Source organism: Microvirga brassicacearum, assembly GCF_008757455.1.
In the GTDB taxonomy this organism is placed as follows: Bacteria; Pseudomonadota; Alphaproteobacteria; order Rhizobiales; family Beijerinckiaceae; genus Microvirga; species Microvirga brassicacearum.
On sequence record NZ_VCMV01000044.1, the window covers coordinates 5,683 to 23,038 of the forward strand.

Annotated in this window: 9 protein-coding genes and 2 pseudogenes; 3 read left to right on the forward strand and 8 right to left on the reverse strand. The window is 60.9% G+C overall.

The window, feature by feature from the left end; genetic code table 11:
- From FEZ63_RS25245 to FEZ63_RS20245, 7 genes and pseudogenes are all read right to left on the reverse strand, one after another.
- Positions 1 to 190, reverse strand: a pseudogene (locus FEZ63_RS25245) (phospholipase); the annotation flags it as partial.
- Positions 160 to 717, reverse strand: a complete 558-nt coding sequence (locus FEZ63_RS26290; protein WP_153245870.1) for a calcium-binding protein — start codon at positions 715 to 717, stop codon at positions 160 to 162. The pseudogene FEZ63_RS25245 and the gene FEZ63_RS26290, both read right to left, overlap by 31 nt.
- 66 nt (positions 718 to 783) lie before the next feature.
- Complete coding sequence (locus FEZ63_RS20225; RefSeq protein ID WP_150947872.1) at positions 784 to 4,050, reverse strand: peroxidase family protein; 3,267 nt, start codon at positions 4,048 to 4,050, stop codon at positions 784 to 786.
- 267 nt (positions 4,051 to 4,317) lie between these two features.
- Positions 4,318 to 4,929 carry a hypothetical protein gene (locus FEZ63_RS20230; protein ID WP_150947875.1) on the reverse strand — a complete coding sequence of 204 codons (612 nt, stop codon included), beginning with the start codon at positions 4,927 to 4,929 and terminating at the stop codon, positions 4,318 to 4,320.
- Between the two features lie 82 nt (positions 4,930 to 5,011).
- Positions 5,012 to 5,440, reverse strand: coding sequence for a hypothetical protein (locus tag FEZ63_RS20235; RefSeq protein WP_150947877.1), 429 nt, complete (start codon positions 5,438 to 5,440; stop codon positions 5,012 to 5,014).
- Between the two features lie 640 nt (positions 5,441 to 6,080).
- Entirely contained in the window at positions 6,081 to 13,385 is a 7,305-nt protein-coding gene (locus tag FEZ63_RS20240; protein WP_150947878.1) for a VCBS domain-containing protein, read from the reverse strand.
- A gap of 402 nt (positions 13,386 to 13,787) precedes the next feature.
- A complete protein-coding gene (locus FEZ63_RS20245; protein ID WP_150947880.1) occupies positions 13,788 to 14,981 on the reverse strand; it encodes a GGDEF domain-containing protein in 1,194 nt (397 codons plus the stop codon).
- Between the two features lie 500 nt (positions 14,982 to 15,481).
- On the opposite strand from FEZ63_RS20245, the gene FEZ63_RS20250 reads away from it, so the two are divergent.
- A complete protein-coding gene (locus tag FEZ63_RS20250; protein WP_150947882.1) occupies positions 15,482 to 15,736 on the forward strand; it encodes a hypothetical protein in 255 nt (84 codons plus the stop codon).
- Between the two features lie 71 nt (positions 15,737 to 15,807).
- On the opposite strand, the pseudogene FEZ63_RS26295 reads toward FEZ63_RS20250, so the two are convergent.
- Positions 15,808 to 16,079: pseudogene (locus tag FEZ63_RS26295) on the reverse strand (efflux RND transporter permease subunit); the annotation flags it as partial.
- A gap of 367 nt (positions 16,080 to 16,446) precedes the next feature.
- On the opposite strand from FEZ63_RS26295, the gene tnpB reads away from it, so the two are divergent.
- Both tnpB and FEZ63_RS20260 read left to right on the forward strand, forming a co-directional pair.
- Positions 16,447 to 16,803, forward strand: a complete 357-nt coding sequence (gene tnpB / locus FEZ63_RS20255) for an IS66 family insertion sequence element accessory protein TnpB (RefSeq protein WP_244622910.1) — start codon at positions 16,447 to 16,449, stop codon at positions 16,801 to 16,803.
- Between the two features lie 58 nt (positions 16,804 to 16,861).
- Positions 16,862 to 17,356 (forward strand): IS66 family transposase (locus tag FEZ63_RS20260; RefSeq protein ID WP_420846309.1); only part of this gene is annotated, 495 nt, incomplete at its 3' end.

Below are 17,356 nucleotides of genomic sequence, written 5' to 3' on the forward strand. Positions count from 1 at the left end.
GCTTCGGTAGCCCGCTGGTCCTGACCTTTTCGACATCGCGGCCGCCTTGATCCCCTCCATGAAGCCATACGACGAGCGGATAGGTCGTTCCGGAGATGTCATAATCCGCGGGCTTGTAGAGCAGATAGTTGAGGTCGTTCTTGATGCTGGCGTTTGACGTCAGCGCAGTCTGGCCCGCGGTCGCCGGCATCGGGCTCCAGAGAGCAATCGACGCGAGTGCAACTCGCCGTCCTTCAACTCGATCATCACGTCATCGGCACTATTGATTACGTACCAATTATCGCCCTCGCCACCAATCAAGGTGTCGTTCCCGTCGCCCCCGTTCAAGGTGTCATTTCCGGCTCCGGAAGTGACCATGTTGTCGGGAATGTTCCCGATAATCTGAACGTCGCCGGTGCCGATGAATACAGCCTTCTCGACATTGTCGGCCATATCGAGGTTCGCGCCGTAGGTTTGGCCGCGATACTCCACAGTTTCGATGCCTTGATCGAGCCCTTCGGTTACAATCGTGTTGTAATCCATCTCAACGTCGAGGCGATAAAGATCATCGCCATCGCCACCTATCAAGGTGTCTTCACGGAAGTACAGGTCGGAGGTGGCCCCGCCACCATCCAGGGTGTCGTTGCCGTCACCACCTACGATCAGGTTGCTGAGTTCGTTGCCGGTGCCACTAAACGAGGTTGTCCGGAAAGCAGCGGCACGCGGTGCGGAGGACATGATCCGGGCGGGCAGGCTTGACCCACATGGCAGGGCGCGTACCTGGGTGGCGCGTTGTTCGATGCGCTATCCCAGAATCGAGTCCGTTGCGTCGAACGCCAGCGGTCTCACGGTGACGAGTTTTGTTGCATCAAGCAAGAATAGGTCTGCCGGTACAGCTCTGTCCTCAGGCACCGTTGCCTGAACTTCCGAAAGCAATTCTGCATCCATGCCGTCCCCGGTCGAAGCGCCGCTGAACGGTATTTGCTGTGTCCCCGACGGCTTCCCTTTTCCAAACGCATCATCCGTCAGGACAGACCGATCCCTGAATTGCAGCCACTCTATGTTCTTCAGAATATCGGAACCATCTGTGCCTCGCTTGTCAGTCACGGTCACGCTACCGTCCGCGTTATCTCTGATGATGTAGTTGTTCAGTTGACCTGAGAACACGGCAGTGTCGATATCGAGAAGGGGTTCGCCAAACGGGTTTCCGTTGTCGCCCGTCAGGTGATCATCTCCAGCGCCGCCTTCGATCCAGTCGTCGCCTTCGTTACCCAATAGCTCGTCGTCGCCGCTGCCTCCGAAGATCTTGTCGTCTCCGAGACCTCCGAACACCTCATCATTGTCAGCGCCGCCATCGATAACGTCTTGCCCCTCAAGACCAACGAGCAAGTCGGCGCCCACTCCTCCGCCCATCCAATCATCGCCGGCGGCGCCCTTGAAGAAATCATCGCCGGCCTCGCCTGTCATCCGGTCGTTTCCACCGCCTCCGATGAGCGCATCGTTGCCAGCGCCTCCGGCGAGAATGTCATCACCATCGTCACCCCATAGCGAGTCATCGCCGTCGCCGGACTGGATGTCATCATTGTTTCCGGATCCGCCGATCACAACATGAGCCCCCCCGACATACTCGAGAGCACTATCGGGGCCTGTAATCACCACCTGGGAGGCGCCGGATGCATCGTTTGGAAACGTCGATGGATCACTGACTTCGATAGTATGGTCTGGCACCGAGAAAATATCGAACGGCAGATGGGTCGCGCCCGTATTGCGCATGACGAGCTCGGAGAATGAAGTCCCTTCTAGTTGAGTCAAAAAATTGGTGCCCTCCAACCGTGACAGGTAGTAGAGCCGGTCGCCGTCCTGGAGGTTCTCCATCTGCGTCTCGAAGACGAAATTGAAGGTGGAACCGAGCAGGCCACCCGATGACAACGGTTTCTCGGCGAGGCCGCCGATCCAGAGATCGACATTGTTGATTCCCGTCTCGACATTCGAGAACGCGCCGGTGCTATTGAGGAAATCGGTATCCGGCTTGATGCTCTCATCCTGCGGCGTCGCGGGATCGTCGCTCCTCCCGTCAACGATCACGATGGCGGCCGCGCGCTTCTCGGCGATTGTACTCGCGCCGGCGAGCAACGGATGGATGCCATAGGCCGCGATAAAGTTGATGAGCGATTCGGGATGCCGGATGTTGCCGCCAAACTCCGCCCAACTCGCGTAGGGCTTCAGATCGGCGTCGCCGGTGCCCTCGTGAAACTGCCGACGGACGCCGTTAAGTGGCGCGATGCCAGTGTCGCGCCCGCGGGCGAGATTGATGGCCGCAAGATCGAGCGGCAAACCATAGACGCTGTTGCGCAAAGCGTCAGTCACGAACTCGTCGACTTCGTTTCCGACCTGACGGGTTGCGCCACGCACGATTTCCGCCGCGGCTGGACCGGAAGCATCCCGCTGCGCATAAGCTAGCGGGTTGAGAAAGGAGTTGACGAGACTCAGCTGCTGATCGCCAACCGTGGCAGGATCCGCATCGACCGGATTGCCGCTGGCGTCGATCCGATCGACGGTCTCCCGCAGCAGGGAATGGCCGAAGCGGTAGACCGTGTGCGCGAACTCCGCCGTTATCGCTGGATCAATACTGACATCATGAGCTTCGAACTCGTCAATATTGGGTTGGATACGCCGCGCAAAATTTTCGAACACAAGATGCTGATATTGCATCTCGGTGCCAAACCGCGCCGCCTGGAACAGCCGCTCGCCATTCCATTCATGTTGCTGAACTCCGTCCGACACATTCGCATCGGGCTGAAGCCATTGGCTGACGAAATCCGGATCGGAATCCGCTTCGGCCACAACCAGATCCTTGATGTGGCCGAGCAGCCGATTATGTTCGGCGTGAAAAATGTGATGCACGGCGGTCAAACCGATATTCTCGTTACCGCGCCCATCGCCTGTGATGTAGTGCGCGTCGAGAAGTTCGTTGTCATAGTTGCCGCTCGTATCCGAGCCATCGAGATTGGCGAGGCTGACCTCGAGATCGCCGTCCGCGACCTTCCCGGTCGGGACGGCGTCATGCGCGATGTCATCGAGGAACGCGTGGCCCGTGCGGACGGCGCTCGCCGTGCTGATTGGAGCCATCGAATTACCCTCGACCAGGGTATCATCGGACGTGCCCGCAGCACCGTCTTCACCTGACATGACGAGCTGTGCGTATCCGTTCGGACCGCGGATGAAGCGCCCGTAGTTATCGGTTGCGAGCAACGGCAGGTTGGTGACGTCCGAATCGGCCAGATCGATGCCCAGCTTATCCCTTGCCTGCGCTTTGACATCCGCCCAAGTGGCGAGACCGCCGGTCGCATGCTCCAGCAACCTTCCGGTCGCGCTCGGCCTGTCGTCGGAATCAAGTACATATTCGCGCAGAAACACCTGATGGGACGGGTGTGACGTGTAGGTCTGGTTTTGGTCGATGAGAGGCGTGGTCTGGTTGCTGTGTTCGTGGATATCATCCGCAGTGCCGACAACGCCGTCGGGGCCGGGCTGGTTGGTAGCCCGCGTCAGCACCATAAAATTCTCGTGGCTGCCGGAAACATAGAGTGGATCGTCGGGCTGCAGGGGTATGAAAACCGTTCCGCTTTTTCCCTTGTTGACGAGGTCGAGACCATGATCGAAGAACTGGCCGAACAACGTAAGCCACTGGTTGAACGGCGCCGTGTTTGGATCGGGCGCGACGTTCTGGATGAGGCCGTTGTCGTCGCTATCAACCGCGGCCGCCGCTGGGTTGGTGAGCGCGTTCTGATCGGCGATCAGATTGCTGATGATTCGCGGCTGCGTGTCGTTCACCGCGCCCGAGGTCTGTGCATATGACGTCGCCATCTCGGCGTCGCGGAACACCGAGTCGGTCAACCGTGGAAACACGCGGTCCGAGGTCCCGAACTCGGATTGGCCAGTCACAACGCTGTTGCGGGAACCGTCGACTGTTCGAAGGCCGAACGGAAGAGAGGCGTCACTTGTCGTTGTTTTTGTCTCAGCCCATATAATTTGCGCGAGTATGAAATCGAGATCAGATCGAATGAGCAACATGGCACCACCCGTTCAATTTCGCCGACTGGGATCTGAAATAGGACGAGTATTTATGGCGATCAGGCGTTCAGAATGTGTCGCGCGAAGGATGAAGTCGCCACATAAGTGATGAGCCAAGTAACGGACCTCCAAATGACAGGGAATCATTTTCTTGCTCGGCAGAGGATCGTCGTCGGACTATGCTGTCACACACCAAACACCAGCCTAGGAAAGTTGACCGCGGACAACAGCCTCAGGCCGACTGAGAATGAACTTTGGTGACGGCGGTCAACTCGCCATGCCGCCTTCGCACGTCGGCTCCTTCCGACTTCGTTCGGACAACAGTTGATAGGCAACAAGGGCCACTCCAGCCCCGATGAGTTTCACGAGAAAGGCGGTACAAGGCGGGTGGTTGGCGGCTGCCCGTCCGACATAGCGCTGCCCCTTCTTAAGTGTCCGTCCGGAAAACCGCGACGGATGAACTCCTCGTGCAGACGCTCGACCGCGTTCGTCGTCCGGCACCCGATTAGGCTTGAGCGGTAAGAGCGAGTGGATCGACACCCAACCGATCTCCCGATGCTCCGGGACGACATAGGCGCGACCGTCTTTGAGCTTTCTGATACGACAGGCAAGCGTTCTGTTATCGCTTGGGGGGCGATACATGACGGTTGCGCCGACGTGGAGTTCGTCTTCTCCGGTGCCGGTGCGCGATTGAGCTTTAAGGGAACGTTCAGGTGCCGAACCGTCGTCCGTGGCGTTCTGATTGCCTGCTTTCGATCGTTCAACGGCTCCAATGATGACCCGGGCGACTTCGCGGTGGCGATTATTGACTGCTTTTCGCGCCGATTGTGCCCGCTCCGGATACCAAGTGCCGCCGATCTTGGCGAGCACCTCTGCCACAAGTTTGATTTTCGTCTTCGGTCAATTCGCGTTTCCCCGCAGCGCATCAGGTCTTTTGCGTCTCTTCTGCAACCAAACAGGCTTATTGGTTATCTTGCCGCTCAGAGGATTCAGGCTGCGGCAGTGAAAGCGTTTGCGTGGACACCCAGCCTATCTCCCGCTGCGTCGGGACGAGATAGGCGCGACCGTGTTCCATTTTCCCGATCCAACAGGTGGTCGCTCTCGTCTCGCCCGGAGGGCGATACACGACGGCCGAACCGACGTAGAGCTGGTCGTCGCCTGCGAAATTGGAGGCGTTGGCCTCATCGGGACGTTCATGGGTCGAACCGTCCAGCGAGTCAGCATCCTGATCGGCACCCCTGAACTGCTCAAGTTCGGTCAGGATGAGTTGGGCCACATCCCGATGGCGCTTGTTGATCGTTCGAAGCGCGGGACGCGTGCGTTCCGGGTACCAATTGCCGCCCACCTCGGCGAGCAACGCGGCGATGGCTTCTACTTCGTCTTCGGTCATTCCTGTAAGGACCTTGCTGTTGAGGGAAGTATAATCGCAGGATCTGGGAAGTCACGCCATGAGTGCCGATCCCGAAAGCATCGCCTTTCGCGATCTCGAGAGCCTCACGTGCACGCAGCTGGCTCTCGTGCAGCTCGCCATCATGAGGCTCATTTGTCAAACCTCATGAAACTCTCGAACCGACGATGTTCAGTGAACTCGTTCTGCGACCTTGGGAGCAATCTAAAAATCGAAGATCGGAATGTAAGGGCTTCAGCTCGACGGCCCAGCGAGCTTAAGGTACCCGCGGGACATAGTGTGTGCGCTGAACGCGTGAGCCGGGACTAAGACAATATCCGCATGAGCCGCCACGAGCATTCCAACGGGATTGTTCAGAATAGTTGCTGTTCTAAGAGTCCGAGAGCAAGGCTTTTGCCTGCCTTGCGGCGCTTTTCTAATCCGGCTTTGGCTGCTTGATTCTCTGATACTCCGCTGCTTCGAACGGCACTGCCTGAGGACTCAGATCAACAGAGATCATGCGGGCTGGATCTTCACGCGCATCTCAGGTCGACGGCACCGGGAGGATCGCCGCATGTGTCGGCGATCCTCTTCATCGGCCTGCGCCCCGAGGCTGACAACTCGGCCAGCATAGTGAGAACGATCAGATCACGAAGAAGTCCTTATAGGTGACGCTGATGCCCTTCTTGACCTGCCCAAACTTGATCTGCGAAGCGCCGCCAACGCCGTCGGCATCGTAATAAAGCGCTCCGGATTTCTTGTCATAGATGATGCGATCGTCCTTATCGTGGGCCTTGGTACCGGCCCAGAACATCTTGGAATCCATCTTGGCGGGCGTCGTCGGGCTACCCTTCTTTCCGAGTTTCTTGAAGATCGCATTGTCCAGGTAGATCGCGTCATCCTTCGATGAGAAATCCGTGATGGTGTCCACGTTCTTCCTCTTGTCGAGCTTGGTGTCGAAGACGAACGTATCCTTGCCCCTACCGCCCGTCAGGAAGTCATTGCCGAGCCCGCCCCAGAGCTTGTCGTTGCCCGTTCCGCCGACGAACTTGTCGCTGATTGCGCCGCCCTTGGCGGTTTCCTGGGCGACGTCACCGACGTTGATGGTGAACGACTTTACGAACGATGCGCCGCCCTTGTCGGTGACTTGAACCGTGATGTCGTGACTGCGGGCCTGCTCGAAATCGAGGTGGAGGCCGTTGTCGACGAGGATCTTGCTGCCGACGATCTTGAACCGACCATCCGGGTTGAGCAGATCGAACCTGAAGGTTTCGCCTGCATCCGCGTCATTGGCGGTGATATCCGCGACGAGTGTGTCGCTCGCCGCGAGCTCCGTCACGGTGACGCCGCTGAGATTGATCCCGGTTGGAGCATGGTTGATTACCGCGTCATTGGCACCGGCGATCGTCACCGTCAGCTGCTGCGCCGTGCCGTCGATGGCATGGACGGTGAAGATGTCGCTGAGAGTGCCGCCGGCGTTGAGCGCATTGACGACCGGATTGCCGTTGTCGAGCGTATAGGTCCAGTTCCCAGTGGCATCGATCGACCAGCTGCCGTAGCTGGAGCTTCCGGAACCCGCCTGGAAGGCATTGTCCGAATTGTCGATGTCGTCCGCCGTCAGCGTGCCCGAGACCGTTGCCGCCGCCGCGTCCTCGCCGACCGTGCCACCCGTCACGCCGTCGATGATGGCCGCGTCATTGGTGCCGATGATGGTCACCGTCACCGACGTCATGGTGCCATCGGCCGCCGCTGCCGAGTAGGTGTCTGTCCGCGTGTCGCCAGCGCCGAGCTCGTCGAAGGCCGAGCTCGCGGTGAAGGTCCAGGCACCGTCGGCGTCGATCGAGAAGGTGCCGTAGGTGCCGGCCGTGTCAGTCTGCGCAAGAAACGTCGACGGGCTGTCGACATCCGCATTCGTCAGCGTGCCGCTCGTGGTCAGCGCCACATCTGTCTCGCTCACGTTGACCGCGGCAGACGACAGCACCGCTGCGTCGTTGGAGCCGGCGATGGTTACCGTCATCTGCTGTGCCGTGCCGTCCACGGACAGGATGGTGAAGATGTCGATGAGAGTGTCGCCGGCGTTGAGCGCATTGACGACCGGATTGCCGTTGTCGAGCGTATAAGTCCAGTTCCCAGTGGCATCGATCGACCAGCTGCCGTAGCTGGAGCTTCCGGAGCCCGACTGGAAGGCATTGTCCGGATTGTCGATATCGTCCGCAGTCAGCGTGCCCGAGGCGATGGGTGTTGCCGCGTCCTCGTCGACAGTGCCAGCCACTACTCCGCCGATGACGGCCGCGTCATTGGCCCCGGTGATGGTCACCGTCACTTCCTGCGCCGTGCCGTCCACGGACAGGATAGTGAAAGTGTCGTTCAGGGTGTCGCTGGCGTTGAGCGCATCGACAGCCGGATTGGCGTTGTTAAGCGTGTAATTCCAGATGCCGGCCGCATTGATCGACCAGCTGCCGTAGTTGGCGTTGCCGGAACCCGCCTGGAAGGTGTTGTCCGGATTATCGACGTCATCCCCCGTCACCGTGCCCGAGACGGTGACCGTCGCATCCTCGCCGACCGTATCGGTCGTGACGCCGCCGATGACGGCCGCGTCGTTGGTGCCAGTGATCGTCACCGTCACAAGCTGTTCGGTGCCGTCGGCGGACAGGATGGTGAAGCTGTCGTTCAGGGTCTCGCCTTCGTCGAGCGCGTCGACGGCAGGATTGGCGTCATCGAGCGTATAGTTCCAGATGCCGGCAGCATTGATCGACCAGATGCCATAGCTGGCATTGCCGGACCCCGCCTGGAAGGCGTTATCCGGATTATCGACGTCATCCGCCGTCAGCGTGCCCGAGACGGTGGGTGTGGCCGCGTCCTCGTCCACAGTGCCAGCCACTACGCCGCCGATGATCGCCGCGTCGTTGGTGCCAGTGATGGTCACCGTCACCTGCTGCGTCGTGCCGTCGATGGCATGGATGGTGAAGGTGTCGCCGAGGGTGTCGCTGGCGTTGAGCGCATCAACGGCCGGATTGTCGTTGTCGAGCGTGTAGCTCCAGATGCCGGCCGCATCGATCGACCAACTGCCGAAGCTGGCGCTGCCGGAACCCGCCTGGAAGACGTTGTCCGGGTTATCGATGTCGTCTGCGGTCAGCGTGCCCGAGACGGTAGCCGCCGCGTCCTCGTCGACGGTGCCGGTCGTGACGCCGCCGATGATCGCCCCGTCATTAGTGCCGGTGATGGTCACCGTCACCTGCCGCGTCGTGCCATCGGCGGACAGGATGGTGAAGGTGTCACTGAGAGTGTCGCCGGAGTTGAGCGCATCGACAGCCGGATTGGCGTTGTCAGGCGTGTAAGTCCAATTGCCCGCGGCATCGATCGACCAGGCGCCATAGCTGGCGTTGCCGGAACCCGCCTGGAACGCGTTGTCCGGATTGTCGATGTCGTTTGCCGTCAGCGTGCCCGAGACGGTAGCCACCGCATCCTCGTCGACAGCGCCATTCGCGATGCCGCCGATGATGGCCGCATCGTTGGTGCCGATGATAGTCACTGTCACGGATGTCGTGGTGCCGTCGGCTGCTGACACTGAATACGTATCGGTCAGCGTTTCACCGTCGCCGAGCTCGTCGAAGGCCGAGCTCGCGGTGTAGCTCCAGGCACCGCTGGCGTCGATCGAGAAAGTGCCGTAGGCGCCGATAGTGTCTGACTGCGCCTGGAACGTCGACGGGCTGTCGACATCCGCATTCGTCAGCGTGCCGCCCGTGGTCAGCGCCGCATCGGTCTCGGTCAGGTCGACCGCCGCAGAAGATAGCACCGCCGCGTCGTTGCTCCCGGTGATGATTACCGTCACCTGCTGCACCGTGCCGTCGGTGGAAAGAACGGCGAAGGTGTCGTTCAGGGTGTCGCCCAAGTTGAGCGCGTCGACGGCCGGATTGTCGTTGTTAAGCGTGTAGGTCCAGCTCCCGGCAGCATTGATCGACCAGATGCCGTAGCTGGCATTGCCGGAACCCGCCTGGAAGGTGTTGTCCGGATTATCGAGGTCATCCCCCGTCACCGTGCCCGAGACGGTGACCGTCGCATCCTCGCCGACCGTACCGGTCGTGACGCCGCCGATGACGGCCGCGTCGTTGGTTCCAGTGATGGTCACCGTCACAAGCTGTTCGGTGCCGTCGGCGGACAGGATGGTGAAGCTGTCGTTCAGGGTGTCACCGTCGTTGAGCGCATCGACAGCCGGATTGTCGTTGTCGAGCGTATAGCTCCATTCGCCCGCCGCATTGATGGACCATCTGCCGTAGCTGGCATTGCCGGATCCCACTTGGAAGACGTTGTCCGGGTTGTCGAGATCATCCGCCGTCAGCGTACCTGACGCCGTCGGTGTGGCGGCATTCTCGGCGACCGTGTCGGCAACTCCACCGCCAATGATCGCCGCGTCATTGGTACCGGTGATGGTCACCGTCACCTGCTGCGTGGTGCCGTCGGCGGACAGGACCGTGAAGCTGTCGTTCAGGGCGTCGCCATCGTTGAGCGAGTCCACGGCCGGATTGCCGTTATCGAGCGCGTAGGTCCAGTCGCCGGCCGCATCGATCGACCAGCTGCCGTAGCCGGCGTTGCCGGACCCCGCCTGGAAGGCATTGTCCGGGTTGTCGATATCGTTCGCGATCAACGTACCGGAGACGGTGGTTGCCGCATTCTCGTCGGTCGTGCCAATCGCGACGCCGCCGATGATCGCCGCATCGTTGCTGCCGGAAATCGTCACCGTTACCTGCTGCGTCGTGCCATCAACGGACAGGATCGTGAAAGTGTCGCTCAGGGTGTCCCCGGAGTTGAGCGCATCGACGGCCGGATTGCCGCTGTCGAGCGTGTAGCTCCAGATCCCCGCCGCATCGACCGACCAGCTGCCGTAGCCAGCGTTGCCGGAACCCGCCTGGAAGGCATTGTCCGGGTTGTCGACGTCGACAGCCGTCAGTGTTCCGGAGACGGTGACCGCCGCATCCTCGCTGACCGTACCAGTCGTGACCCCGCCGATGATGGCCGCGTCGTTGGTGCCGGTGATCGTCACCGTCACCAACTGTCCCGTGCCGTCGGCGGACAGAATCGTGAAGCTGTCGCTCAAAGTGTCGCTATCGTTGAGCGCGTCGACGGCGGAATTGCCGTTGTCGAGTGTGTAGGTCCAGTTGCCGGCGGCATCGATCGCCCAGCCGCCGTAGCTGGCGTTGCCAAAACTTGCCTCGAAGGTATTGTCCGGGTTATCGAGGTCGTCCGCCGCCACCGTGCCCGAGACGGTGACCGCCGCATCCTCGTCTCCGGTGCCGATCGTAACACCACCGATGATGGCCGCGTCATTAACCGGAGTGACCGACACCACGGCCGTCGCCACATTGCTCGAATGGTTCTCGGTCTGGCCGTCATCAACCTGGAAGCTGATCGTTCGCGCGGAGCCGGACGGCGCATCGCTCGCGTTGAAATAAGTCACCGATTGCAACGCCGCCTGATACTGCGCAGCCGTCGCCGTTCCGCTCAGCGTCAGAATTCCGGTCGATAGATCGTAACTTCCAGTGATGCCATTCTGGTCGGTGAATCCGAGAACATCTTCGCCGGATGCGAAATTGCCGGTGATCGATACCGTTGCTCCGGTCAGGGTCGTGTTATCGGCGTCCGACACCGTCAGCGCCGGACCGATCGCACCCGGCGCCTGGTTCTCCGTGTAGGCCAGCGGTCCGCCATTCGTGTTCACAACCGGCGCATCGTTAGGCCCGGTATAACTCTGCGCATCGCCGACCGTGGTGCTGTTGCCGGCAGCGTCTGTGGTGGTGACGCTGGCCTCGACAATGCTGTCGCCGTCAGCGGCGAGATCGTTGCCAAGCACCTCGATTCCGAAGGTACCGTTCGACACTGCGCCGCTATAGAGGGTGCCATTGACCGTCAGGGTGACGATATCGCCATCCTCGACCTCGCCGCCGACCGTGCCGGTCACCGTCACCGTGCCACTCGCCTCAGCGACGCTGATGAGGTTGTCCGCCGTGATCGGGCCGAGCGTGATCGAGGCCACAGGCGCTAGCGTGTCGACCGCCACGATATCTCCCGGTCCGCCCGGATCGGTCGTAGCGCCGGCGGTCGACACCAGATTACCCTGCGAGTCCTTGATCGTCGCGCCGTTGGCGGCGAGATTGTACGACGCGATCGTAATATCCGACGTGTCCTCGCCGGACGCAGCCGTGTAGTGGAACGTCAGCGTATTCGTGCCTGAGCCGCCGACCAGGGTGGCGATAGCCCCGTTGCTCAAGGTCAATGTCGGCGTTCCGGTGACTGTGACGGCCTCGCTGAAGGTGATGACGAGATCGACCCCCTCGCCCGCCTTCAGCGTTCCGTCATGATTGCCAAAGGCAACGGCGGAGATGGTGGGAGCCGTCAGGTCGAGCTGACCAGCAGAGAGCGTTCCGTTCGAGAATTGAAAATTTTCGACACCGGTCACCGTGTCGGTGGCGTCCGGAGAGCCACTGCGGTTATCAACGATCGTGTAAGTCGAACCTGAGAGCGAGATCGTATAGTCGGCGCGCGCGCCACTGAGGACCACGGTGTCGCCCGCCCCGGTTCCGCCAGCGATGGTGTCATTGCCGGCCCCGCCGGTGATCGTGAAGGCTTCGGACTGGCCGCTGAGGTTGATGCTCACGCCGGCTACGGCGCCGGCGGCGGAGATCGCCTCGACGCCCTGGATCGACGCATTCGTCGCCCCGAGCGTGTTGAGATCGGCCGAGGTCGAGGTCAGATTGATCGTGTCGGTCCCGCCACTAAGATTAATCGTGCCGGCGCCGATGAGGATCGCGTCGAGTTGCGCGCCGGTGAGTGTCACCGTGTCGGTGCCGGACGTACCGACAAGATTGCCGACCTCGACCTTGCTGACCGTCGGCGCGGCGAGCGCCGAGATATTACCACTCGCGACGACGTTCAGCACGTCGGTGCCGCCGCCTCCGCCGAGATCGATCGTGCGGAATCCCGCCCATTGCGACGCGGTCATCGTCACCGTATCGTTGCCGGTGGTGCCCGTGAGCGTCTCGACCCCGGAGACCGTACCCGTGGAGAAATCGACCGTGGTCGCGTTCGTCAGCACGATCTGGTCGCCTGTGCCGGTGCTGGTGTTACCACCGCCCTGGATCGATTCGCCGGCGACGAAGTTGCCATTGGCGATATTGATGGTGTCGTTGCCGCCGCCCGCGACGATCGTATCGGCTCCTGCGTTACCGATGAAGGTGTCTCCGGTCGAATCCGTGAGACTGGTCACGGTGCCGCCGGAGAATCCGGCAATCGTTCCCGTCGTCGCGTCCGCAACGTTGGCGCCGGACGTTCCCGTGAACGTCGCCATGACCCCCGCGTACGCCGCCATGCCCTCCACCGTGAGTGGCGGGCGGCCGGAAGTCGCGCCTCGGTCGAGTGTCCACGTTCCGCCGCGTTCTTCTGCGCCGACAAGGCCGCTCGCGGCCGCGACGTGAACGCCTGTCTTCTCTGCAAGGGCGTTCATAAAGGCCGCGCCACGTTCCCCGGCGCCGGTCTGGCAGGCCCAGATGTGCAGAGCGCCGTCCGCCCCCAGAGCCGGCCCGAAGTCGCGAAGCTCGGCTTCGCTCTCAATGGCGTCGAGCGAGAGCGCGCCCGCCGCAAAGCTCACTTGGCCAGGCCGTCCATGCGCGATGACGTGAATTGCCTCGAGTCCCCGCCTCCCGGCGACCACTCGCGCCATCTGCCGCGATGCCGGTTCGTGAGGGGTGAGCAGATGCGCCTCGATTTCGGGCCGAACTCCCTGCAGCAGGGTACTCAGGTCGGAAATATTCGGATCGACGAAAACAATCTCGCGGACGGCCTCCCGTTCCAACGGCGCGTTTGTATTACGGTCGACAGCCGCATCTCTCGCGGCATGGATGGTGTGATCGCTGGCGCGGGCGGGATGGCCGAGATTGATGGTGCGGGTGGTCACAATAACGGTTCCTTCTCAAGCTCAACTTCGACGCGACGCCAAACAAATCTCTCCACCCGCGCCGACGGCATGGGCGTGCAGCAAGAAAACATCAAGTGATTTGCGCTTACTTCCCTAAAGTGATGCCGAGGAATATCAAGCTAGGCCCCTGCGTTTATTCCGGCGGCCCACAGATCGAAAGTGGTAGTCGCAAGCGGGAGGGGCGAAAAAGTGCCGCGAACCGCAGCCGGCCTGGGTTGGCCCGATCGATGGGCAACCGTCATCCGGGGTCAGTGTCAGGCCCCCCCGGCCGCCCTCCCGTCCGCGAATAACTCAGGTCGACATCGGACATATGGCGCTGAAGCTGCCGGCAGTGTGGGTGGCAAAACAAACCTCAATCGGATAGCCGACATTCTGGGCGTCTTACCTGCCGACCGGTTGCACCGGGACACTTGCCGTCTCGGCAAAAAATGAAACGCCACCCCGTCCCAGGCTCTTGCTGCTGTAGAGGCTCTTATCGGCGCACGCGATCAGCTCGTCGATCGTGACCCCATCCAGTGGTGCGAGGGCAACGCCGACGCTGACGCTGACATGGACGATGTTTCCCCTGATCTCGTACGCGGCAGCGATATCGCGGATCATGCGACGCGCCAGAATTTCGGCTTCGTCACGATGATTGATGCCAACTTGGACGACGAGGAACTCGTCGCCCCCGATGCGTGCGACCGTATCTTCGGTGCGTGTCAGGCGCAACAACCTGAGCGCCACCGCAGCAAGCAGATCGTCCCCGGTCCGATGTCCGAACCGATCATTGACCTGCTTGAAGAGATCGAGATCGAGATAGTGGACGCCAACGAGCGTGCCGCTCTCCTCCGACTGGCGCAGACTGGCGATGAAGCGCTCCCGCAGTAGGAGACGATTGGGCAATCCGGTGAGATTGTCATGGCGCGCAAGTCCGGCCATTTCCCGGCGTGTTTCGATTTGTCTCACGGTTGTTCGATAGATATGGCGGACACTCTCGAGGCTCGCGACCATGAAGAGCAGCAAGAGAAACGCGTGCGCCCAATGTTCCAGTGTTGACTGCATCGCCGACGCGACAACGATGGGAATGACGGCCAGGAGGAGACTCGGAATACAAATCCAGGGCCGGATCGACATGCGGGTGACAACCCCGGCGCCATAAGCAAAGATCAGCGACGTGACGAGCATGTCGGCAGGCTCATAGTCGATGGAAAGCGTCCGCGCGCCAAAGGCGCCGAGCACAACCGCGAAGGTAAAGCTCCCCAGTGCATAGCGACGCTCCCAGGCACGGGCGGCGGCGATGTCGCTCCGACGAGCGGCCAAAAGCCGCCGGACGAAGATTACGACGGCGGCACGCACAATTGTCGTGACCAACGCCAGGACTGTCAGCCCTGCCAACACCCGATCGCCCGTTGCCGAGACCACGAGCGCGCCACTCCCCACCAGTGCTGCGCCCATCACCAAAAGCGGGAGCAAGCTCGAGAAGATCATCTCCATCAGTTCTAGACAGACTTCGTCCGGGCGCGCCGCGCGGCTGTTGCGCGTGGCCAAATCCCTGAAGTGGTTGAACATGCGGGGACGAGTGAAGATGTTCACAACAATGAGATATACCTCTTATTCCCCCGCAATTGAAGCCTTAGTTCCCTACGGATACTCGATTTTGTGAGGCTGCCGACTTCCTCGCGGGGCAACTCGCCAGTGGCCGCTTTTCTCGTCCGGTTCCTGGTTCTGGATGGCATTTGTCATCTGCTCTCGGAGCATACGCTGTTGGCGCAAAGGGGCTCAAAAAGGGGTTTGTCAACCAATCGGACGATGGACTGAGCGCACCACCTTCAAGGAACGTCCGTCGTTCAAATATCAAGTCGCTTCGGGTCGAAATCACCCGCCAACGCGGGTCGCTATCCTCACCGGACGGCAAGCGGCTTTAAAAAGTCTATTCCATAGGACTTGGCTTGTGTTCGATGAGGAGCAGCGGCACCATTTAGCGATGGACGTACCGTCTCATGCCGTCGCACACGTGTCTGGAGTTTTCTTGGTATCATATCGAGTGGAAGGACGTCGTTCAGTTGATGCGAGCATCGCCCAGCGGAGGAGGCATGCTCGATGTTTATAACCATGAAGTGTGTTTTTACATTTCGACTCATGCGCTTCAATCCGCGGCATCTCGGCAAACTTGGATCAACGAAGCGCAGAAGTTGGGACTGTCAGAGGTGTTCGTCACCATTGCTATGGAGGCGGCTGAGAAAGGTGCCCGAATGATCTGTGCCAGCCTAAATGCAATGATGGACACCGAACACCGGCTCAAGCGCTGCAGCTCCCCAGAGGCGGATGCGCGCAAGCAGGAGCGCTAACCAAGCGCCTAATCTCTCGTGAATGGGATCTCATATTCCATGGCGCCGTGTGGTCTGATCGCGTGCGATGAGCTTCCCTCGATCAGCGTCGTCTTAAGCGTCGCGGTGGCGTCGTTGGGAAATTGCGAGCGATCGTAGACCGGCACGATCCCGGCGCCATTTGGCAGACTTGGAGGCAATAGCGGACAAGCGCGCCTTCACCGTCGATCACGTTCGTTCGCCCCGAATTGTTGCAGGACGATGCCGCTCGCGTCCCCGCCCTGGCCATTCAACTCTGAGATGTCGCGCCGTTCGTCAGGCCGAACTCGACTCTCGCAACATCGTCGACCCGATGGGATACGCCGCATCGGTTTTCAGCTCCGCAACGGGCGAGGACTCTAAACAATTGCCGACGAGTACGCGTCTCTTGACGGCCGCCTTCCGAGGGTGATGCCCCGGTTCATGGTGCGTGACTGGTTTGGACGCTCATGTTGAGCAGTGTCCACTGGATGAGCGATGGACACTGGCAATGAGGGTTCCCGGACGAATGTGGCCCTTTCTTTCGGAGGGCCTTTGCGGGGCCGGTATCGCCGCCCCGCGAGGCCAGAGCCGGGAACCGGTGGCAGAATGGAGATCCGGCTCGATGCCGTGACGGTCATGGTGGACGCATCTGTCGATGAGGCCGCTTTGCGCCGCGTGCTGTCAGCCGTGAGGGCAACGGGATGATGGCGATGGCGCCCGGGACGAGGGTGTATCTCGCGTGCCAGCCTGTGGACATGAGGAAGGGCTTCGACGGGCTTGCGGCGGCTGTCCAGGAGATCATCAGGGCGGATCCCTATTCCGGCCACGTGTTCTGCTTTCGTGGCAAACGGGGCGACTATCTGAAGATCCTGCATTGGGATGGGTCGGGCCTGTGCTTGTTTGCCAAGAGGCTGGAGAAGGACAAGTTCGTCTGGCCCTCGAAGGTGGGGGCGGTCCTGCGGCTCACCCCTGCGCAGATGGCGCTTTTGATCGAAGGCTGCGACTGGCGGCGCATTCGCCTTCAGCCGAAGTGGCCCGGCCACAACTTGTCTAGCAAACACCTTTGAGACAGGAGGCGGCTGGACACGACGTTGATGAGTGCAACATCGGCTGGTATCAAGGACCATGTCCTTGGCCCAGACGCCTCTTCCCTCCGATCCTGCGGCTTTACGCGCTCTGGCAGCGTCGCTTCAAAGTGAGCTGACCAATGTCGTGGGCATCGTGGCTGAGAAGGATCGCGAGATCGCAGCGCGAGATGCAGAGCTCTACGCCAAGACCTTGCACGTCGAGAAGCTGAAGGCGCAACTGGCCGCTCTGCGCCGTGCCCGGTTCGGACGCTCGTCCGAGAAGCTTGAACGCGGGATCGAACAGCTCGAGTTGCTGATCGGAACACTGGAAGCCGACGAGGCTCAGGCCAATGCACCTCGGGAGGCTATCACTGCCCGATCGGAATCCACCAAGTTCCGCCCGGGCCGCCGCCCGTTGCCGGATCATCTGCCGCGCGAAGAGGTCGTGCACGAAGCGCCGTGCGCCTGCCCGCAATGCGGCGGTATGCGCTTTGGCCGGATCGGCCAGGATGAGCGCGAGATCCTCGAATACGTGCCGTCCCACTTCAAGGTC